General features: G+C 64.6%; 20 protein-coding genes and 1 pseudogene. 10 read left to right on the top strand and 11 right to left on the bottom strand.

The window, feature by feature from the left end:
- Positions 1 to 161 precede the first annotated feature (161 nt).
- The 7 genes from pip (at position 162) to ACKLLE_RS19165 (ending at position 8,898) form a co-directional block, all read left to right on the top strand.
- The gene (pip, locus tag ACKLLE_RS19195; protein WP_420058767.1) at positions 162 to 1,133 is read left to right on the top strand and encodes a prolyl aminopeptidase; all 972 of its coding nucleotides are present in this window, start codon (positions 162 to 164) and stop codon (positions 1,131 to 1,133) included.
- Positions 1,130 to 1,567, top strand: a complete 438-nt coding sequence (dtd, locus tag ACKLLE_RS19190) for a D-aminoacyl-tRNA deacylase (RefSeq protein WP_064302615.1) — start codon at positions 1,130 to 1,132, stop codon at positions 1,565 to 1,567. The genes pip and dtd overlap by 4 nt, the downstream gene beginning before the upstream one ends.
- 265 nt (positions 1,568 to 1,832) lie before the next feature.
- The gene (locus tag ACKLLE_RS19185) at positions 1,833 to 3,575 is read left to right on the top strand and encodes a glucan biosynthesis protein G (protein WP_311985864.1); all 1,743 of its coding nucleotides are present in this window, start codon (positions 1,833 to 1,835) and stop codon (positions 3,573 to 3,575) included.
- Entirely contained in the window at positions 3,568 to 6,141 is a 2,574-nt protein-coding gene (gene mdoH / locus ACKLLE_RS19180; RefSeq protein ID WP_009397748.1) for a glucans biosynthesis glucosyltransferase MdoH, read from the top strand. The genes ACKLLE_RS19185 and mdoH overlap by 8 nt, the downstream gene beginning before the upstream one ends.
- A gap of 189 nt (positions 6,142 to 6,330) precedes the next feature.
- Positions 6,331 to 7,131, top strand: a complete 801-nt coding sequence (locus ACKLLE_RS19175) for a transporter substrate-binding domain-containing protein (RefSeq protein WP_064302614.1) — start codon at positions 6,331 to 6,333, stop codon at positions 7,129 to 7,131.
- Between the two features lie 77 nt (positions 7,132 to 7,208).
- Positions 7,209 to 8,171, top strand: a complete 963-nt coding sequence (locus ACKLLE_RS19170; protein WP_009397750.1) for an amino acid ABC transporter permease — start codon at positions 7,209 to 7,211, stop codon at positions 8,169 to 8,171.
- Complete coding sequence (locus ACKLLE_RS19165) at positions 8,164 to 8,898, top strand: amino acid ABC transporter ATP-binding protein (RefSeq protein WP_064302684.1); 735 nt, start codon at positions 8,164 to 8,166, stop codon at positions 8,896 to 8,898. The genes ACKLLE_RS19170 and ACKLLE_RS19165 overlap by 8 nt, the downstream gene beginning before the upstream one ends.
- Before the next feature lie 64 nt (positions 8,899 to 8,962).
- Here the strand turns inward: ACKLLE_RS19165 and ACKLLE_RS19160 are convergent, their stop codons facing one another.
- The 11 genes and pseudogenes from ACKLLE_RS19160 to ubiE all read right to left on the bottom strand — a co-directional run bounded on the left by ACKLLE_RS19160 (position 8,963) and on the right by ubiE (position 17,005).
- Entirely contained in the window at positions 8,963 to 9,676 is a 714-nt protein-coding gene (locus ACKLLE_RS19160) for a methyl-accepting chemotaxis protein (RefSeq protein WP_420058822.1), read from the bottom strand.
- A 141-nt stretch (positions 9,677 to 9,817) separates the two neighbouring features.
- A pseudogene (locus ACKLLE_RS19155) lies at positions 9,818 to 10,867 on the bottom strand (methyl-accepting chemotaxis protein); the annotation flags it as partial.
- Positions 10,868 to 11,016: 149 nt separating this feature from the next.
- On the bottom strand, positions 11,017 to 11,724 hold the full coding sequence (locus tag ACKLLE_RS19150) for a 16S rRNA (uracil(1498)-N(3))-methyltransferase (protein WP_420058766.1): 708 nt from the start codon (positions 11,722 to 11,724) through the stop codon (positions 11,017 to 11,019).
- Positions 11,721 to 12,512: a twin-arginine translocase subunit TatC gene (gene tatC / locus ACKLLE_RS19145; protein WP_009397754.1), complete on the bottom strand. Its 792-nt coding sequence runs from the start codon at positions 12,510 to 12,512 to the stop codon at positions 11,721 to 11,723. The genes ACKLLE_RS19150 and tatC overlap by 4 nt, the downstream gene beginning before the upstream one ends.
- Positions 12,509 to 12,904 (bottom strand): Sec-independent protein translocase protein TatB, encoded by a 396-nt coding sequence (gene tatB / locus ACKLLE_RS19140; protein ID WP_420058765.1) that lies wholly within the window; start codon positions 12,902 to 12,904, stop codon positions 12,509 to 12,511. The genes tatC and tatB overlap by 4 nt, the downstream gene beginning before the upstream one ends.
- 4 nt (positions 12,905 to 12,908) lie before the next feature.
- Positions 12,909 to 13,181 (bottom strand): twin-arginine translocase TatA/TatE family subunit, encoded by a 273-nt coding sequence (locus tag ACKLLE_RS19135; protein WP_064302609.1) that lies wholly within the window; start codon positions 13,179 to 13,181, stop codon positions 12,909 to 12,911.
- Between the two features lie 25 nt (positions 13,182 to 13,206).
- On the bottom strand, positions 13,207 to 13,542 hold the full coding sequence (locus ACKLLE_RS19130) for a phosphoribosyl-ATP diphosphatase (protein ID WP_009397764.1): 336 nt from the start codon (positions 13,540 to 13,542) through the stop codon (positions 13,207 to 13,209).
- Between the two features lie 2 nt (positions 13,543 to 13,544).
- Positions 13,545 to 13,937: a phosphoribosyl-AMP cyclohydrolase gene (hisI, locus tag ACKLLE_RS19125; protein WP_420058764.1), complete on the bottom strand. Its 393-nt coding sequence runs from the start codon at positions 13,935 to 13,937 to the stop codon at positions 13,545 to 13,547.
- A 73-nt stretch (positions 13,938 to 14,010) separates the two neighbouring features.
- Positions 14,011 to 15,615 (bottom strand): ubiquinone biosynthesis regulatory protein kinase UbiB, encoded by a 1,605-nt coding sequence (gene ubiB / locus ACKLLE_RS19120; protein ID WP_064302608.1) that lies wholly within the window; start codon positions 15,613 to 15,615, stop codon positions 14,011 to 14,013.
- Complete coding sequence (locus ACKLLE_RS19115; RefSeq protein ID WP_064302607.1) at positions 15,612 to 16,235, bottom strand: ubiquinone biosynthesis accessory factor UbiJ; 624 nt, start codon at positions 16,233 to 16,235, stop codon at positions 15,612 to 15,614. The genes ubiB and ACKLLE_RS19115 overlap by 4 nt, the downstream gene beginning before the upstream one ends.
- Positions 16,235 to 17,005 (bottom strand): bifunctional demethylmenaquinone methyltransferase/2-methoxy-6-polyprenyl-1,4-benzoquinol methylase UbiE, encoded by a 771-nt coding sequence (gene ubiE / locus ACKLLE_RS19110; protein WP_420058763.1) that lies wholly within the window; start codon positions 17,003 to 17,005, stop codon positions 16,235 to 16,237. Before ubiE ends, ACKLLE_RS19115 begins: the two co-directional genes overlap by 1 nt.
- 126 nt (positions 17,006 to 17,131) lie before the next feature.
- On the opposite strand from ubiE, the gene ACKLLE_RS19105 reads away from it, so the two are divergent.
- From ACKLLE_RS19105 to ACKLLE_RS19095, 3 genes are all read left to right on the top strand, one after another.
- Complete coding sequence (locus ACKLLE_RS19105; protein WP_064302605.1) at positions 17,132 to 17,407, top strand: polyhydroxyalkanoic acid system family protein; 276 nt, start codon at positions 17,132 to 17,134, stop codon at positions 17,405 to 17,407.
- Between the two features lie 133 nt (positions 17,408 to 17,540).
- Complete coding sequence (locus ACKLLE_RS19100) at positions 17,541 to 17,960, top strand: phasin family protein (protein ID WP_420058762.1); 420 nt, start codon at positions 17,541 to 17,543, stop codon at positions 17,958 to 17,960.
- Between the two features lie 10 nt (positions 17,961 to 17,970).
- On the top strand, positions 17,971 to 18,804 hold the full coding sequence (locus ACKLLE_RS19095; RefSeq protein WP_420058761.1) for a phasin family protein: 834 nt from the start codon (positions 17,971 to 17,973) through the stop codon (positions 18,802 to 18,804).
- Positions 18,805 to 18,988 lie beyond the last annotated feature (184 nt).

The raw sequence follows: 18,988 nt of genomic DNA, 5'->3' as shown, positions 1-18,988 counted from the left end.
TGCTATGGTGAATTCACTACCGCAATCGCGGGTAAACCCGCTCCCACAGGGTTCGCGTCGCTTGTTCGATCTCTAGATCTCTTGACCCAACGGGGCATGCTCAAAGCGCATTTCGGGTTTATGATGCCGAACGGCCGAACAATTCCCACACGGAGTGCGTAATGCAGACCTTGTACCCACAGATCAAACCCTACGCCCGGCACGATCTGGCAGTCGAAGCACCGCATGTGCTGTACGTCGATGAAAGTGGTTCACCGGAAGGTCTGCCGGTGGTGTTCATCCACGGTGGCCCCGGCGCCGGCTGCGATGCGCAGAGCCGTTGCTACTTCGATCCCACCGTCTACCGCATCATCACCTTCGACCAGCGGGGCTGCGGCCGCTCCACGCCCCACGCCAGCCTGGAAAACAACACTACCTGGCACCTGGTCGAAGACCTCGAACGCATCCGCAAGCACCTCGGCATCGAGAAGTGGGTGCTGTTCGGCGGCTCCTGGGGCTCGACCCTGGCCTTGGCCTACGCCCAGACCCACCCCGAGCGCGTCCATGGCCTGATCCTGCGCGGCATCTTCCTGTGTCGCCCACAGGAAATCGAATGGTTCTACCAGGCTGGCGCCAGCCGCCTGTTCCCGGACTACTGGCAGGACTACATCGCGCCGATCCCCCTGGAAGAGCGCGACAACCTGGTCCAGGCCTTCCACAAGCGCCTTACCGGCAATGACCAGATCGCCCAGATGCATGCGGCCAAGGCCTGGTCCACCTGGGAGGGCCGCACCGCGACGCTGCGTCCGAATCCGCTGGTGGTCGACCGTTTCTCCGAGCCGCAGCGCGCGCTGTCCATCGCCCGCATCGAATGCCACTACTTCGTCAACAGCGCCTTCCTCGAAGAAAACCAGCTGATCCGCGACATGCCGAAGATCGCTCACCTGCCGGCGGTGATCGTGCACGGCCGCTACGACGTGATCTGCCCGCTGGACAACGCCTGGGAGCTGCACCAGGCCTGGCCGAACAGCGAGCTGAAGGTGATTCGTGACGCCGGGCATGCCGCTTCCGAGCCGGGCATCACCGATGCCCTGGTGCGCGCCGCCGACCAGATGGCCCGGCGCCTGCTCGACCTGCCTCTGGAAGAAGCGTGAAGGGCCTGCTGCAACGGGTGCGTGGCGCCCGGGTGGAGGTAGAAGGGGAAATCGTCGGTTCGATCGACCAGGGCCTGCTGGTGCTGGTCGCGGTGGAGCCCGGCGACACCCCGGAGCATGCCGACAAGCTCCTGCACAAGCTGCTCAACTATCGGGTCTTCAGCGATCCGCAGGGCAAGATGAACCTTTCCCTCAAGGACATCGACGGCGGCCTGCTGCTGGTGTCGCAGTTCACCCTCGCCGCCGATACCCGCAGCGGCCTGCGTCCGAGCTTCTCCACTGCCGCGCCACCGGCCCTCGGCGCCGAGCTGTTCGATTACCTTCTGGCCCAGGCGAGGCTCAAGCACGGCACTGTCGGCAGCGGTCGATTCGGTGCCGACATGCAGGTTCATCTGGTCAATGATGGCCCCGTAACATTTATGTTACAAATATGAAGACAAAATTCCCCCTGTTTGCAGGAAAACAAGGGGTTTGGCAGCAAAAATAGTTGGCTGGCCCTGATGCGTTGTAACGCCGCCTGCTAGATAATCGCGCGCTACACAGGGCCGGCATTCGACGGCCTGTTTAACCTTGACTCGAGAACTGTACGGAACCGTTTGGGGAATCATTGAGCCCTTTCGGAGTCCGAACAGTGCTCGCCAACCCGGCATGTGTCGCTGGCCGTTGGTTCTTTAGATCAGTATTCGGCGAGGGTTGCTCGTGATTGTAAGTCCCTTTGATGCTCCAAGAACGCCTGCCAGCCGGCTGCGCAAGGCCCTGATCGCGGGTTCGGCACTGATGTGCCTGCTCGGCTCCGGCCAGCTCTGGGCGTTCAACCTTGACGATGTCGCGGCCAAGGCGAAGGACCTGGCCGGACAAAAGTACGAAGCACCGAAAAGCAATCTGCCGGCCGTGTTCCGCGACATGAAGTTCGCTGACTACCAGAAGATCCGTTTCCGCGCCGACAAGGCCGAGTGGGCCGGGGAGAAGACGCCGTTCGAGCTGTCCTTCTACCACCAGGGCATGCACTTCGACACACCGGTGAAAATCAACGAAGTCACCGCCACCACCGTCGAAGAAATCAAGTACGACCCGAGCCGCTTCGACTTCGGCGACCTGCAGTTCGATGCCAAGGCCACCGAGAAGCTGGGCTACGCCGGTTTCCGTGTGCTCTACCCGATCAACAAGGCGGACAAGCAGGACGAGATCATGACCCTGCTCGGCGCCAGCTACTTCCGCGTGGTCGGCAAGGGCCAGGTGTACGGCCTCTCGGCCCGCGGCCTGGCGATCGACACCGCGCTGCCGTCCGGCGAAGAATTCCCGCGCTTCACCGAGTTCTGGGTCGAGCGCCCGAACCCCAACGACAAGCACCTGGTGATCTACGCCCTGCTGGATTCGCCGCGCTCCACCGGCGCCTACAAGCTGATCCTGCGTCCGGGTTCCGACACCATCGTCGATGTGCAGTCGAAAGTCTTCCTGCGTGACCACGTCAGCCGCCTGGGCATCGCCCCGCTGACCAGCATGTACCTGTTCGGCAGCAACCAGCCGTCCCGCGTCCCTAACTACCGTCCTTCGCTGCACGACTCCGAAGGCCTGTCGATCCATGCCGGCAACGGCGAATGGCTGTGGCGTCCGCTGAACAACCCGAAACACCTGGCCGTCAGCAACTTCAGCGTGGAAAACCCGCGTGGCTTCGGTTTGCTGCAGCGCAATCGCGCTTTCAGCTTCTTCGAAGACCTGGATGACAACTACCAGAAGCGTCCAAGCACCTGGATCGAGCCGAAGGGCGACTGGGGCAAGGGCACCGTCGACCTGGTCGAGATCCCGACGGCCGACGAAACCAACGACAACATCGTGGCCTTCTGGAGCCCGGAAAAACTGCCGGAGCCGGGTACCCCGATCGAATACGAATACCGCCTGCACTGGACCATGGACGAGTCGGAGTTCCACTCGCCCGACCTTGGCTGGGTCAAGCAGACCATGCGTTCCACCGGCGACGTCAAGCAATCCAACCTGATTCGTCAGCCTGACGGCAGCGTGGCCTTCCTGGTCGATTTCGAAGGCCCCGCCCTCGCCAAGCTCCCGGAAGACACCGCGGTGCGCAGCCAGGTCAGTCTCGACGACAACGCCGAGCTGGTGGAAAACAACCTGCGCTACAACCCTGAAATCAAGGGCTGGCGCCTGACCCTGCGGATGAAGGTCAAGGATCCGGGCAAGGCCGTGGAAATGCGCGCCGCCCTGGTTCGTGATGTACCGGTCGAGCCGGCCAAGCCTGAAAAGCAGGAAGAGCCGAAGAAACAGGAAAAACCTGCCAAGCATGACAAGGCTGCGGCGAAAACCGCCAAGGCCGAGCAACCTGCCGAGCAGCCTGCCGCCGAAGCGGCGCCCACCACCGAGGCCCCGGCCACCACCGAACAGGTGCTGACCGAGACCTGGAGCTATCAGTTGCCTGCCGATGAGTAACTCTTCAGCACGGCCGGAACCACTCGTCGAGTATCTGGCCCACCTTCCACTGAGCGACGAGCAGCGGGCGGAACTCGCCAGCTGCAACTCGTTCAGCGAGTTGCACCAGCGCCTGTCGGCGCACCCGGCCCCTGCCAATGCCGAACCCACCCAGGGTTCGGTAGGCAGCCGGCTGAACCTGCTCACGGCTACCGATATGGAGGAGGTCGAGATGCTCGGCCTCGACGCCAACGGCCGGGTCTGCCTCAAGGCGACCCCGCCGATCCGGCGCACCCGGGTGGTGCCCGAGCCGTGGCGGACCAACATCCTCGTGCGCGGCTGGCGCCGGCTGACCGGGCGCACCAACGCCCCGGCCCCGGAAAAACGCGAGCTGCCGGCGGCGCGCTGGCGCTGGGTCGGCTCCATGCGCCGCTATATCCTGCTGGCGCTGATGATCGGCCAGACGCTGGTCGCCGGCTGGTACATGAAAGGCATCCTGCCGTACCAGGGCTGGTCCTTCGTCGATCTCGAAGAGGTCATGCACCAGCCGCTGTTGCAGACTGCAACGCAGGTCTGGCCGTATGCCCTGCAGACCAGCATCCTGATCCTCTTCGGCATCCTGTTCTGCTGGGTCTCGGCCGGTTTCTGGACCGCGCTGATGGGCTTCCTCGAACTGCTCACCGGGCGCGACAAGTACCGCATTTCCGGAAGCAGCGCCGGCAACGAGCCGATCGAGAAGGGCGCGCGCACCGCGCTGGTCATGCCGATCTGCAACGAAGACGTACCACGGGTGTTCGCCGGCCTGCGCGCCACCTTCGAGTCCGTCGCCGCCACCGGTGACCTGGACCGTTTCGACTTCTTCGTCCTCAGCGACACCAACGACACCGACATCGCCGTGGCCGAGCAACAGGCGTGGCTGGATGTCTGCCGCGAAACCAACGGTTTCGGGCGGATCTTCTACCGCCGCCGGCGTCGCCGCGTGAAGCGCAAGAGCGGCAACCTCGACGACTTCTGCCGTCGCTGGGGCAGCGACTACCGCTACATGGTGGTACTCGACGCGGACAGCGTGATGAGCGGCGAATGCTTGACCAGCCTGGTGCGCCTGATGGAGGCCAACCCGGACGCCGGGATCATCCAGACCGCGCCGAAGGCGTCGGGCATGGACACCCTGTATGCGCGCATGCAGCAGTTCGCTACCCGCGTGTACGGCCCGCTGTTCACCGCCGGCCTGCACTTCTGGCAACTGGGCGAGTCGCACTATTGGGGGCACAACGCGATCATCCGCATGAAGCCCTTCATCGAGCACTGCGCCCTGGCGCCGTTGCCGGGCAAGGGCGCCTTTGCCGGTGCGATCCTCTCCCACGACTTCGTCGAAGCCGCGCTGATGCGCCGTGCCGGTTGGGGCGTGTGGATCGCCTACGACCTGCCGGGCAGCTACGAAGAACTGCCGCCGAACCTGCTCGACGAGCTCAAGCGTGACCGTCGCTGGTGCCACGGCAACCTGATGAACTTCCGCCTGTTCCTGGTCAAGGGCATGCACCCGGTGCACCGCGCGGTGTTCCTGACCGGGGTGATGTCCTACCTGTCGGCGCCGCTGTGGTTCTTCTTCCTGGTGCTGTCGACGGCACTGCTGGCGACCAACACCCTGATGGAGCCGCAGTACTTCCTCGAACCACGCCAGTTGTACCCGCTGTGGCCGCAATGGCATCCGGAGAAGGCCATCGCGCTGTTCTCCACCACCATCGTGCTGCTGTTCCTGCCCAAGCTGCTCAGCGTCATCCTGATCTGGGCCAAGGGCGCGACCGAGTTCGGCGGGCGCATCAAGGTCACCCTGTCGATGCTCCTGGAAATGCTGTTCTCCATGCTGCTGGCGCCGGTGCGGATGATCTTCCACACCCGTTTCGTGCTCGCCGCCTTCCTCGGCTGGGCCGCGACCTGGAACTCGCCGCAGCGTGACGACGACTCCACGCCGTGGAGCGAAGCGGTGCGCAGGCATGGCCCGCAGACCTTGCTGGGTGTGGCCTGGGCCCTGCTGGTGGCCTGGCTGAACCCGAGCTTCCTGTGGTGGCTGGTGCCTATCGTCGGTTCGCTGACCCTGTCGATCCCGGTCTCGGTGATCTCCAGCCGGGTCAACCTGGGGCTGCGCGCCAAGGACGAGAAGCTGTTCCTGATTCCCGAGGAGTACTCGACGCCCCAGGAACTGCTGGCGACCGACCAGTACACCCATGAGAACCGCTGGCATGCACTGAAGGACGGTTTCGTCCGCGCCGTGGTCGATCCGAAGCAGAACGCCCTGGCCTGTGCCCTGGCGACTGCCCGTCATCGCACCGTCGAACCGATCGAGGCGCTGCGCGCCGAGCGTATCGCCAAGGCCCTGCAGGTCGGCCCGTCCGGGCTGGACGGCAATACCCGCCTGGCCCTGCTCAGCGATCCGGTGGCCCTGGCCCGCCTGCACGAGCAGGTCTGGGCCGAGCAGAACGCGGCCTGGCTGGACCCATGGCGCAAGTCGATCGCCAGCGATCCGCACTCGCCGCTGCTGCCGCTGCATCCCGAGCCGGCGCCGCAGCCGGCCCTGGCCAACGCCTGACCCGCAACGGGGCGACATTCGTCGCCCCGTTCGCGTTTTCTGGTATCAATGAGTAACAAAGTCTTCACGGACGCTAGGTCCCGTGCCGCTCATGCGTTAGCATCCCACCCCGACTATGGCGCGTCGTCTGTAGGACTTTTCGCGCGCACAATAAAATTCGAGCGGTTTCCTGTTTTGGGGGAAGTGGTGATGTTCAAAAAGTATCTGTCGATGCTGCTGGCCGGCGTCGCGGCCACCTTGGCGGTGGGCTCGGCACACGCCGGTGCGATCGATGACGCGGTCAAGCGCGGCACCCTGCGCGTCGGCATGGACCCGACCTACATGCCCTTCGAGATGACCAACAAGCGTGGCGAGATCATCGGCTTCGAAGTGGACATCCTCAAGGCCATGGCCAAGTCCATGGGCGTCAAGCTGGAGCTGGTGTCCACTGCCTACGACGGCATCATCCCGGCCCTGATGACCAACAAGTTCGACATGATCGGCAGCGGCATGACCCTGACCCAGGAGCGCAACCTCAAGCTGAACTTCAGCGAGCCCTTCATCGTCGTCGGCCAGACCCTGCTGATCCGCAAGGAACTGGAAGGCAAGATCAAGTCGTACAAGGACCTGAACAGCGCCGAATACCGCCTGACCTCCAAGCTGGGCACCACCGGCGAGATGATCGCCAAGAAACTGATCGGCAAGGCCCAGTACCACGGCTACGACAACGAGCAGGAAGGCGTGCTGGACGTGGTCAACGGCAAGGCCGACGCGTTCGTCTACGATGCGCCTTACAACGTCGTCGCCCTGACCAAGGTCGGCAACGGCAAGCTGGTCTACCTGGACGAGCCGTTCACCTACGAGCCGCTGGCCTTCGGCCTGAAGAAGGGCGACTACGACAGCCTCAACTTCATCGACAACTTCCTGCACCAGATCAAGCACGACGGCACCTACGACCGGATCCACGACAAGTGGTTCAAGAAGACCGAATGGCTGAAGGACATGGAATAAGGCCCAGGCTCCACGCCCAGGCTTGAAACCCGACGCGCAGGCTTGTCCTGCGCGTTCGCATTTACGGAACCCTCAACGTGATCAAACACAAGAAAGCCCAGTGGCCCTGGCACGGGCTGACCGCGCTGGTCCTGGTCGGACTGGCGCTGAGTCTGTATTTCGCTACCTCGATGATTTCCTACGAGTGGCGCTGGAACCGTGTACCGCAGTACTTCGCCTACCAGGCCGAAGAAGCCCATCGCGCTGCCGGCTACGGCACGGTGCAGGAGATCGTGCGCAAGGGCGACAGCGCCGTGGTGACCCTGCGTGACGAAGACGGCAACGACCAGGTGCTGGAAGTCGACCAGGCCAGCGTGCAGCTGTCCCAGGGCGATGATGTGGCCGAAGGCGACCTGATCGGCCTGACCCACCATTGGGCCGCCGGCCCGCTGGCCTGGGGGCTGTGGACCACCGTCTGGATCTCCGTGGCGTCAGGCATCGCCGGCCTGGTGATCGGCCTGTTCGCCGGGCTGTGCCGGCTGTCGAGCAATCCGACCCTGCGCGACCTGTCCACCGTCTATGTCGAGCTGGTTCGCGGTACGCCGCTGCTGGTGCAGATCTTCATCTTCTACTTCTTCATCGGCACCGTGCTCAACCTGTCCCGGGAGTTCGCCGGGGTGGCGGCGCTGGCGCTGTTCACCGGCGCCTATGTGGCCGAGATCGTCCGGGCCGGCGTGCAGTCCATCGCCAAGGGGCAGGGCGAGGCGGCACGTTCACTGGGCCTGAACGCTTCGCAGTCGATGCGCCACGTGATCCTGCCGCAGGCGTTCAAGCGCGTGCTGCCGCCGCTGGCCGGGCAATTCATCAGCCTGGTCAAGGACACCTCGCTGGTCTCGGTGATCGCCATCACCGAACTGACCAAGAGCGGCCGCGAAGCGATCACTACCTCGTTCTCCACCTTCGAGATCTGGTTCTGCGTCGCCGGGCTGTACCTGCTGATCAACCTGCCGCTGTCGCACTTCGCCAGCCGGCTCGAGCGGAGGCTTGCGCAAAGTGATTGAAGTCCGTGATCTGACCAAAGTCTTCGATACGCGCGGCATGGTTGTACGCGCCGTGGATAACGTCACCACCCAGGTCGCCCGTGGCGAAGTGCTGGTGGTGCTCGGCCCGTCGGGCTCGGGTAAATCGACCTTCCTGCGCTGCCTTAACGGCCTGGAGTCCTTCGACGCCGGCAGCGTCGCCATCGACGGGCTGCAACTGGCCGACCCGAAGACCGATATCAATGCCTATCGCCGTGAAGTCGGCATGGTGTTCCAGCACTTCAACCTGTTCCCGCACATGACCGTGCTGGAGAACCTGTGCCTGGCGCAGAAGGTCGTGCGCAAGCGCGGCAAGGCCGAGCGCGAAGCCAAGGCGAAAGCCTTGCTGGAGAAGGTGGGGATCGGACAGAAGGCCAACGAATACCCGTCGCGGCTCTCGGGCGGCCAGCAGCAGCGGGTGGCGATCGCCCGGGCGCTGGCGATGGACCCTAAGGTCATGCTGTTCGACGAGCCGACCTCGGCGCTCGACCCGGAAATGGTCGGTGAGGTACTGGACGTGATGAAGACCCTGGCCCAGGAAGGCATGACCATGGTCTGCGTGACCCATGAAATGGGCTTTGCCCGGGAAGTGGCAGACCGTGTGCTGTTCTTCGATCACGGCAAGCTGCTGGAGGATTCGCCTCCGGAGCAGTTCTTTACTGCGCCGAAGGACCTGCGGGCCCAGGCTTTCCTGCGCCAGGTCCTGTAAAAGCGACGCGGACCCTGTGGGAGCGGGTGAACCCGCTCCCACAGGTCAGGTGTCCGGCCTGGAATTACAGGCGGAACCGCGATACCAGCGACTGCAAATGCGTCCCCAACCGCGCCAGCTCCACGCTGGATGCCGCCGTTTCCTCGCTCGCCGCCGCCGTCTGATCCGATACATCCCGCACGTTCATCACGCTGCGGTTGATCTCTTCCGCCACCGCACTCTGCTGCTCTGCCGCCGCCGCAATCTGCTGGTTCATCGCCTGGATCGACGACACCGTCCTGGTGATGGTCTCCAGCGAAACCCCGGCGCTGCGGGTCAGTTGCACACTGCTGTCGGTCAGGCTGCGGCTGTTGTCCATCACCGTCGCTACCTGCTGGGTGCCGTTCTGCAAGCCGGCGATCAGTTCCTCGATTTCCTCGGTGGACTGCTGGGTGCGCTGCGCCAGGCTGCGCACTTCATCGGCGACCACGGCGAAGCCGCGTCCGGCCTCGCCGGCCCGGGCCGCTTCGATGGCGGCATTGAGGGCCAGCAGGTTGGTCTGCTCGGCCACCGACTTGATCACGTCCAGTACGCTGCCGATTTTCGCGCTTTCCGTCTTCAGGTCATTCATCGCGGCGCTGGAGTTGTCCACTTCCTTGGCCAGGCGCTCGATCTGGGCGATGGCCTCGGCCACCACGCGGTCGCCCTCGCGGGCCTGGTTGTCGGCCATCTTCGCCGCCTCGGAAGCCTCTTCGGCATTGCGCGCGACTTCATGCACGGTGGCCGCCATTTCGTTCATGGCGGTGGCGACCTGGTCGGTCTCGACCTTCTGGTTGTTGACCCCGGCACTGGTCTGCTCGGTGACCGCCGACAGTTCTTCGGCAGCGCTGGCGATCTGGGTGACGCCGTCGCCGATGCCGCCGATCAGCTCGCGCAGGTTCAGGGTCATGCGTTGCATGCTGCGCTGCAACTGGCCCAGCTCGTCGCGGCGCTGGTCGGTGAGGTCATGGCTGAGGTCGCCGCTGGCGATACGGTCCACGGCGCTCAGGGTTTGCCGTAGCGGCACGACGATCTGCCGGGTGATGGCCCAGGAGGCGAGGATACCGAAGGCCAGGGCCAGCAGCGTGGCCAGGCCGAGCATGGACTTGGCGTGCTGCGTCTCGTCGTCGCGGATCCGGGTCTGGGATTGGGTCAGTTCCATGCTCAGGTCGAGCAGGCGATTGCCCAGCTTGCCCATTTCTGCCAGGGATTTGTCGCTGGCCTGCTGGGCGTTGCCGATCTGGACCACAGCGCCCCGGTAGGCGCCCAGCGCCTCGGCAGCCGTGCCCAAATTGGCCTGATGGTCCGCAGGTACCTTGCCGGGCAGCGCTTTTATCAGCGCCAGGGCCTCGTCGATAGCGGTCAGCGCGGTGGCCTGGAATTCTTCCTTGCCGCTGTAGGTGTAGCCACGCACCTGGAAGCGCGCCTGCTGCAGCAGCTTCGCGGTTTCCACGGCGTTGTTGAAGATGACGATGTCGCCGTTCTGCAGCAGGCCCTGCTGCACCTGGTCGAGCAGCGCGGCGGCCTTGTCGGCGCTGCTGCCGAGAATGGCGCGGGCGGCTTCGCGGGCATCGGCGGCGCGCTTGAGGTCGGCGAAGGCACTCTCGTAGCCGCGCAATGCCTGGCTTTGCTGGGCCAGGCGCTGGCTGTCCTCGGGCTCCTTGACGCCCTTGCTCACCCGCTCCAGGGTCGCGCCGAGCGTCGCCAGGGCCTTTTCCACCTGGGCGGTGGAAGCCGCGTCACGGTTGTGTTCGTAGGTCTGCCTGGCAATCCGCAGGGCCTGGGTGCCCTGGTACACCTCGGAAATCTCGCCGAGCTTGTCGCCCCGGCCGATCACGCCACTCAGGCCCTGCCAACCGGTGAAGGTAATGGCGAGGGTCAGCAGCAGAACGATGCTGAAGCCGATCCCCAATTTGCGATTGACGCTCACGTTCCCCAGGTGCTGGGCCATCCAACGGTACATGCGGTAACTCCGGTTCTGTCAGGCGAGGCAGATTTATTTTGCTTGTTCGTCTGAATCGGCCCGGGATGGCAAAACTGAAGGAGGCAAAAGCGCCCAAACGGGGGCCGAAGAGGTAGCCGTTAGTCGTATGAACGCTGTTAGAACAGGCGCGCCAGCAGGGCGGTGACCGCAGTTTCCACGCGCAGGATGCGTTCGCCCAGTTGCACCGGGGCCAGCCCGGCCTTGCCCAGCAGGTCGACCTCGTAGGGAATCCAGCCGCCTTCCGGGCCGATGGCCAGGGTTACCGGCGCCTCGACCCCGCGCGGGCAGGGCGGATGGTTGCCGGGATGACCGACCAGGCCCAGGGTGCCGGCTGTGATGGCCGGCAGGCGGTCCTCGACGAAAGGCTTGAAGCGCTTCTCGATCACGACCTCGGGCAGCACCGTGTCGCGGGCCTGCTCCAGGCCGAGGATGAGGTTTTCGCGGATGGTTTCGGGTTCGAGGAAGGGCGTCTGCCAGAAGCTCTTTTCCACCCGGTAGCTGTTGACCAGCACCAGTTTCGCCACGCCCATGGTGGCGATGGTCTGGAATACCCGGCGCAGCATCTTCGGGCGCGGCAGCGCCAGGACCAGGGTCAGCGGCAGCTTGGCCGGTGGCACCTGGTCGAAGCTCAGGGACAGTTCCGCTTCATGGCCTTCCAGGCGCTCGACCCGCGCCTGGCCCATCAGCCCGCCGATCCGGCCGACGCGCAGGCTGTCGCCCACCGCGACGCGATGGATCTCCTGCATATGGATGAAACGGCGGTCGCTCAGGACCGCGCGGTCGGCCGCAATGAAATCGGCCTCCTCGAGCAGCAGCAGGTTCACGGCTGCGTCGCTGGCGGCTGGTCGTCCGGGGTATCGTCGCTGGCTTCTTCTTCCTGGCGGCGCTTGCGCACCAGGCCGCCGAACAGCACGCCGATCTCGAACAGCATCCACATCGGCACGGCCAGCAAGGTCTGCGAGAAGATGTCCGGGGGGGTCAGGATCATGCCGACCACGAAGCAGCCGATGATCACGTACGGGCGGATCTTGCGCAGGTACTGCACATCGACCACGCCGATCCAGACCAGCAGCACCACCGCCACCGGAATCTCGAAGGCCACGCCGAAGGCGAAGAACAGGGTCATGACGAAGTCGAGGTAGCTGGCGATGTCGGTCATCATCGACACGCCTTCAGGGGTGGCGCTGGCGAAGAAGCCGAAGATCAGCGGGAACACCAGGAAGTAGGCGAAGGCCATGCCGGCGTAGAACAGCAGGATGCTGGAAACCAGCAGCGGGATCGCCACGCGCTTTTCATGGCGGTACAACCCCGGCGCGATGAACCCCCAGATCTGGAACAGGATGAACGGGATCGCCAGGAACAGCGAAACGATCATGGTCAGCTTGAACGGCGTGAGGAACGGCGAGGCGACGTCGGTGGCGATCATCGTCGCGTTGGCCGGCAGGTGCGCGCGCAGCGGCGCCGAGACCAGGGTGTAGATCTGCTGGGCGAAGGAGAACAGCCCGGCGAAGATCAGGAAGACCGCCGCCACGCAGCGCAGCAGGCGGGTCCGCAGTTCGGTGAGGTGAGACACCAGCGGCATGGGCTGGTCGTGTTCCGGAATCTCGCTCATGGGGCTCGCGGCGGTTGGGTCGGTTCGGTGGACGGCGGGGTGACGGTGGCCGGTTCAGGCGCAGGCGTCACGGGTTGCACGGGCGCGGCTTCAGCCACCGGGGCCGGCTGGCTGCCCGGCGTGGCGGCCGGATCCGGTGTCACGCTCTGCGGATTGAGAATGCGCCGGGCTTCCTGCTCCATCGAGAGGATGTGCTCGTTGTGCAACTGCCGACGGATCTCGTCGGCGCCGATCTCGCGCTCCACTTCCTGCTTGATGGAATTGAAGCTGCGCTTGAGGCGCCCGATCCACAGGCCGGCGGTACGCGCCGCGCCGGGCAGGCGCTCGGGGCCGAGCACCACCAGGGCGACCAGGCCGACGAGCAGCAACTCGCTGAAGCTGATGCCGAACATGGGATCACTCTTTCCTTGCAGGTTCCTGGACCTTCTGCGCCTGGCCGTCGATGGTCTGCGGCTGGTTCAGCGGGGTGCCCTGCGGTTGTACCGGCTGGGAGGGTTGCGCGGCCTGCACGTTCGGATCGGCCGGCTTGTCGTCTTCGTTCATGGCCTTGCGGAAGCCCTTGATGGACTCGCCCAGGTCGCTGCCGAAGTTCTTGAGCTTCTTGGTGCCGAAGACCAGCACGACCACGACCAGCAGGACGATCCAGTGTTTCCAGTCAAAAATACCCATGGTGCTCTCCTCGAATGAATGTCAGTCAAGCCGATGGCTGGCGAGCGGCTTTTTCGTCATGGCCGGACAGGCCGAAGCGGCGTTCCAGCTCGGCCAGCACGGCCTGCGGGTGCTGGCCCAGGGCACTGAGCATGACCAGGCTATGGAACCACAGGTCGGCAGTCTCATAGATCACATCGCTGCAGTCGCCGCTGACGGCGGCGTCCTTGGCGGCGATGATGGTTTCCACCGATTCCTCGCCGACCTTCTCCAGGATCTTGTTCAGGCCCTTGTGGTACAGGCTGGCCACGTAGGAGCTGTCGGGGGCCGCGCCCTTGCGCGCTTCCAGTACTTCGGCCAGGCGGCTCAGGGTGTCGCTCATGTTCAGTGTCCTGCGTTGTAGATGGCGTCCGGGTCCTTCAGGACCGGATCGACGATTTTCCACTGGCCGTCTTCGAAGACGCGGTAGAAGCAGCTTTCGCGCCCGGTGTGGCAGGCGATGTGGCCCAGTTGCTCGACCATCAGGATGATCACGTCGGCGTCGCAGTCCAGGCGCAGTTCATGCAGCTTCTGCATGTGGCCGGACTCCTCGCCCTTGCGCCACAGTTTGCCACGCGAGCGCGACCAGTAGATGGCGCGCTGCTCGGCGGCGGTCAGGGCCAGGGATTCGCGGTTCATCCAGGCCATCATCAATACGCGCCCGGTCTTGTGGTCCTGGGCGATGGCCGGTACCAGGCCGTTGCTGTCCCACTTGATCTCGTCCAGCCAGTCTTTCATGTTCGACTCCCAAGTCAGGCCACGGCCCCGCGCCGATGCCGGCGGCTAGTGTGCCAGCCGCGAGCCGTCGTGGCTATCGGCGCACCACCAGGTAGAGCCCTGCGGCGAGCATCAGCCAGGCCGGCCAGACGCTGGTGGCGACCAGGTTCCCGGCCGTGCTGGCGACGACTGCGCCGCCTGCGAGCAGGGCCGCCCCGACCAGGCGCAGGGCCCAGTGGTCCTGCTGCTTCCACGGGGCGGGCGGGTCGTTGAGGTGCGGCTGCGACATGCGTTCGAGCAGGTCGCGGGTCATGTTGGCCAGGTGCGGCACCTGCTCGACCTGGCTGTGCAGGTTCTGCAGCAGGGTCTTCGGGCTCACCCGCTCGCGCATCCAGCGTTCCAGGAACGGCTGGGCGGTGGTCCACAGGTCCAGGTCCGGGTAGAGCTGGCGGCCCAGGCCTTCGATGTTCAGCAGGGTCTTCTGCAGCAGCACCAGTTGCGGCTGCACCTCCATGTTGAAGCGCCGCGCCGTCTGGAACAGGCGCATCAGCACCTGGCCGAAGGAAATATCCTTGAGCGGCTTCTCGAAGATCGGCTCGCACACGGTGCGGATCGCCGCTTCGAATTCGTTGAGCTTGGTCTGCGCCGGCACCCAGCCGGAATCGATGTGCAACTGCGCGACGCGGCGGTAGTCGCGCTTGAAGAACGCGAACAGGTTGCGGGCCAGGTAGTCCTGGTCTTCCGGGGTCAGGCTGCCGACGATGCCGCAGTCGATGGCGATGTACTGCGGGCTCCACGGCTTCACCGTGCTGACGAAGATGTTGCCGGGGTGCATGTCGGCGTGGAAGAAGCTGTCGCGGAACACCTGGGTGAAGAAGATCTCCACGCCGCGCTCGGCAAGCATCTTCATGTCGGTGCGCTGGTCGGCCAGGCTTTCCAGGTCGGTAACCTGGATGCCGTAGATGCGCTCCATCACCAGCACTTTAGGCCGGCACCAGTCCCAATAGACCTGGGGCACGTACATCATGTCCGAGCCCTCGAAATTGCGCCGCAACTGGCTGGCATTGGCCGCCTCGCGGAGCAGGTCGAGTTCGTCGTAGATGGTCTTTTCGTAGTCGCTGACCACGTCCACCGGGTGCAGCAGGCGCGCGTCGGCCGATACCCGCTCAGCACCGCGGGCGATCAGGAACAGCCAGGCCAGGTCCTGGGCGATCACCGGCTTGAGGCCGGGACGCACCACCTTGACCACCACTTCTTCGCCGCTCTTCAGGCGCGCGGCGTGGACCTGGGCCACCGAAGCCGAGGCCAGCGGCTCGACGTCGAAGCGCGAGAAGACTTCGCTGACCTTGGCGCCCAGTTGCTCCTCGATCAGCGCCACGGCTTTTTGCGGGTCAAAGGGCGGGACGCGGTCCTGCAGCAGCATCAGTTCGTCGGCGATGTCCGCCGGCAAAAGGTCGCGGCGAGTGGAAAGCAACTGGCCGAACTTGATGAAGATCGGGCCGAGGTCCTGCAGGGCCAGGCGCAGGCGCGCACCACGGCTCAGCGCGGACGTGCGGCGCGGCAGCCAGCGCCACGGCATCAGCAGGCGTAGCGAGGCCAGCCACCAGGGCAGGGGCAGGTCGAACAGCAGGTCATCGAGACGGTAGCGGATGACGACGCGCTGGATGCGCAACAGACGGCGTACGGCGAGCAGCTTCATGCGTTATCGCTGGATTCAAGGGATCGGGCAAGGCGCTCGATGCGCGCCTCGAGGCGTTCAATGTCGAGCTTGAGGGTATCGAGTTCGGCGAAGCGGGCTTCGGCTTCGCGCTGGCCGACCAGGGTGCGCGATTCCTCGGCCAGGTACTCCGAGGCGGTGCGGCCCAGGCTCGACAGGCTGCTGCGGGTCCAGCGCGCGCGGCTGCGCAGGTGGCTGCCGAGCAATTGGGTGGCGACCGGGCCGAGCCAGCGGGAGACTTCGTACTCCCAGTCCAGCTCCAGGTCCTGGAGTACGCCGACCAGGTCGAGCAATACGGTGCTGTCGCCGTCCAGTTCGACCTGCGGGCTGTGCAATACGGCGGTCTTGTCCTGGCTCAGGGCCAGTTGCACCAGGCTGCTGGCCGGGGCGCGCAGGGTGCAGTCGGGGGCATTGGCCCACTGGCTGGCCAGGAGCAGGCCTTCGTCGCTGGGCAGGATGAACAGTTGCAGGGCCGGCTGGCGGCAGTCGATGGCAATCACCTTGCCATCGAGGGGGGCCAGGCGCGGCAGCGCGGTGCTGTCCAGGCGCAGGACACGGTTGATGCCGTGTTCGACGCTGGCGAGAAGGCCGGCGACCAGCATCAGGGCTTGATACCGCGATGCAGGGCGACGATGCCGTTGGTCATGTTGTGGTAGGTGACGCGGTCGAAGCCGGCGTCGACCATCATGGCCTTGAGGGTTTCCTGGTCGGGGTGCATGCGGATCGACTCGGCCAGGTAGCGGTAGCTTTCCGAATCGTTGGTGATCAGCTTGCCGGCCAGCGGCATGAAGGCGAAGGAGTAGGCGTCGTAGACCTTGGACATCAGCTTGCTGGTCGGCTTGGAGAACTCCAGCACCAGCAGGCGACCGCCGGGCTTGAGTACACGCAGCATGGAGCGCAGGGCGTCGTCCTTGTGCGTCACGTTGCGCAGGCCGAAGGCGATGGTCACGCAGTCGAAGTGGTTGTCGGGGAACGGCAGTTTTTCCGCATCGGCCTGGACGAACTCGACGTTGCCGGCCACGCCCAGGTCGAGCAGGCGGTCACGGCCGACCTTGAGCATCGAGGCGTTGATATCGGCCAGCACGACCTGGCCGGTAGGGCCGACCAGGTGGGAGAACTTGCGGGTCAGGTCACCGGTACCGCCGGCGATGTCCAGGACCCGGTTGCCGCTGCGCACACCGGACAGCTCGATGGCGAAGCGTTTCCACAGGCGGTGCATGCCGCCGGAAAGCACGTCGTTCATCAGGTCGTATTTGGCGGCTACCGAATGAAATACCTCGGCGACCTTGTCGGCTTTCTGGCTTTCAGGGACGCTCTGGTAACCGAAATGAGTGGTGGGTTCGGCGTTATCGCCTTTGCGCTGGTCGTTCATATCGCTTCACCGGGAAAAATTACTCGCCATTCTAGGGCGTGTGGCTGCATTTGTCTTGGCGGGGTTGTCGCGGCTGGAGGCGGGGGCATAATGCGCCAGTATGCCCTTGCAGCCAGGACCTCATGAATGACCCAGATCAGCGTTGAACGTAAACACAGCCTCGGCCGCGACGCCGCCCGTCAGAAGGCCGAAGCCCTGGTCGAGAAGCTCTCCCGCGAGTACGACCTGAAGGCCCAATGGAAGGGTGACCGGGTAGAGGTCAAGCGCAGCGGTGCCAATGGCAGCGTGGAGATCGGCGACGACAGCATCCGTGTGGAACTCAAGCTGGGCATGATGCTGTCGATCATGGGCAGCACCATCAAGGCCGAGATCGAGCGGGCGCTGGACAAGGCGCTGGCCTGAATCCTGCGACCGGGGCGTGCAATGCGTCCCGGTCTTTAGGGTGTCGATTCTAATTTTTCTCCGTAACGTGCTCTGCAATCCCCGATCCGTGGGTAGTTCTTCCATTCCTTTCAATGAGTGCGAGGTGCAGAACATGGCCAAAGTGATCCTGAAGAAAAAAGACGATGTCCAGGGCAGCCTGGGTGAAGTGCGCGGCTATGCGCGCAAGATCTGGCTGGCGGGCCTGGGCGCCTATACCCGGGTCGGCCAGGAGAGTGCCGATTACGTGAAGGACCTGATCAAGGCCGGCGAAGCCGTGGAAAAACGCGGCAAGAAACGCATCGATCGCGAGCTCGACGCGGCCAACGGCGAGATCGATTCGGCCCGGCAGGAGCTGCGCAGCGTCAAGGGCAAAGTCGAAGTTCAGCTCGACAAAATCGAAAAGGCTTTCGACGCGCGGGTCGCCAGCGCCTTGAATCGCATCGGCATTCCGTCTAAACATGACGTGGAGACACTTTCCGCCAAGCTCGATGAGCTGACGGCATTGCTCGAACGTGTCGCGGGCAAACAATAAGGAGAGCGGGATGGCTGGCAAGAAGACTACTGAGAAAGAAGGCAGCTCCTGGATCGGGGGAATCGAGAAGTACTCCCGCAAGATCTGGCTGGCGGGCCTGGGTATTTATTCGAAGATCGACAAGGACGGCACCAAGCTCTTCGACGATCTGGTCAAGGATGGCGAGAAAGCCGAGAAGCAGGCCAAGAGCAGCGTCGACACGGCCAAGGAGACCGCAAAGTCGGCGACCTCCCGTGTCGGTGATGTGAAGGACCGCGCGCTGGGCAAGTGGAGTGAACTGGAGGAAGCGTTCGACAAGCGCCTGAACAGTGCCATCTCGCGTCTCGGCGTACCGAGCCGCAACGAGGTCAAGGCACTGCACAGCAAGGTCGATACGCTGACCAAGCAGATCGAGAAGCTGACCGGTAAATCGGTGACGCCGGTTTCCGCGGCCAAGCCTGCGGCGGCCAAGGCGACTGCTGCGAAGCCGCTGGCCAAGGCTGCACCCAAGGCAGCGGCCAAGCCTGCGGCGAAAACTGCGGCGGCCAAACCTGCAGCCAAGGCAGCTGCGGCGAAACCTGCGGTGGCCAAGCCGGCAGCCAAACCGGCGGCGGCGAAAACCGCTGCTGCAAAACCGGCTGCCAAGCCTGCGGCCAAGCCAGCAGCGAAACCCGCAGCGGCCAAACCGGCAGCCAAGCCGGCTGCGGCGAAGAAGCCCGCTGTGAAGAAAGCCGCGGCGCCGAAGCCTGCTGCTGCCAAGCCTGCGGCTCCGGCTGCCAGCGCGGCTCCAGCAGCCAGCGCCGCAGCGGCCGCCAGCAGCGCTCCGGCGCCATCGGCACCGGCCACGCCGACCAGCCAGACCTGATCACAGGCGGCAGCAAACAAAACGCCCGGCTCAGTGCCGGGCGTTTTGTTTTATCCTTTCGGGCCTCATCGCCGGCAACGCCGGCTCCCACAGGTATGGCGTGCACCGCCCGATCCCGTGGGGTGCCGAAACTGCCAGCGATAGGGCCATCAAACCTTGCAGATGCTTCCGGGGTCTGCGCGAA

Origin of the sequence: Pseudomonas bharatica (genome assembly GCF_048586865.1) — a bacterium.
Taxonomy (GTDB): domain Bacteria; phylum Pseudomonadota; class Gammaproteobacteria; order Pseudomonadales; family Pseudomonadaceae; genus Aquipseudomonas; species Aquipseudomonas bharatica.
This window is presented reverse-complemented; position numbering and strand designations above follow the sequence as displayed.

Coding starts and splice junctions, on each gene's coding strand:
- mdoH (WP_009397748.1), top strand. CDS start 3,568: ATGAGTAACTCTTCAGCACGGCCGGAACCACTCGTCGAGTATCTGGCC.
- ACKLLE_RS19135 (WP_064302609.1), bottom strand. CDS start 13,181: ATGGGTATTTTTGACTGGAAACACTGGATCGTCCTGCTGGTCGTGGTC.
- tatC (WP_009397754.1), bottom strand. CDS start 12,512: ATGAGCGAGATTCCGGAACACGACCAGCCCATGCCGCTGGTGTCTCAC.
- ACKLLE_RS19175 (WP_064302614.1), top strand. CDS start 6,331: ATGTTCAAAAAGTATCTGTCGATGCTGCTGGCCGGCGTCGCGGCCACC.
- ACKLLE_RS19095 (WP_420058761.1), top strand. CDS start 17,971: ATGGCTGGCAAGAAGACTACTGAGAAAGAAGGCAGCTCCTGGATCGGG.
- tatB (WP_420058765.1), bottom strand. CDS start 12,904: ATGTTCGGCATCAGCTTCAGCGAGTTGCTGCTCGTCGGCCTGGTCGCC.
- ubiE (WP_420058763.1), bottom strand. CDS start 17,005: ATGAACGACCAGCGCAAAGGCGATAACGCCGAACCCACCACTCATTTC.
- ACKLLE_RS19100 (WP_420058762.1), top strand. CDS start 17,541: ATGGCCAAAGTGATCCTGAAGAAAAAAGACGATGTCCAGGGCAGCCTG.
- ubiB (WP_064302608.1), bottom strand. CDS start 15,615: ATGAAGCTGCTCGCCGTACGCCGTCTGTTGCGCATCCAGCGCGTCGTC.
- ACKLLE_RS19105 (WP_064302605.1), top strand. CDS start 17,132: ATGACCCAGATCAGCGTTGAACGTAAACACAGCCTCGGCCGCGACGCC.
- hisI (WP_420058764.1), bottom strand. CDS start 13,937: ATGAAAGACTGGCTGGACGAGATCAAGTGGGACAGCAACGGCCTGGTA.
- ACKLLE_RS19130 (WP_009397764.1), bottom strand. CDS start 13,542: ATGAGCGACACCCTGAGCCGCCTGGCCGAAGTACTGGAAGCGCGCAAG.
- ACKLLE_RS19160 (WP_420058822.1), bottom strand. CDS start 9,676: ATGAACGAAATGGCGGCCACCGTGCATGAAGTCGCGCGCAATGCCGAA.
- ACKLLE_RS19115 (WP_064302607.1), bottom strand. CDS start 16,235: ATGCTGGTCGCCGGCCTTCTCGCCAGCGTCGAACACGGCATCAACCGT.
- pip (WP_420058767.1), top strand. CDS start 162: ATGCAGACCTTGTACCCACAGATCAAACCCTACGCCCGGCACGATCTG.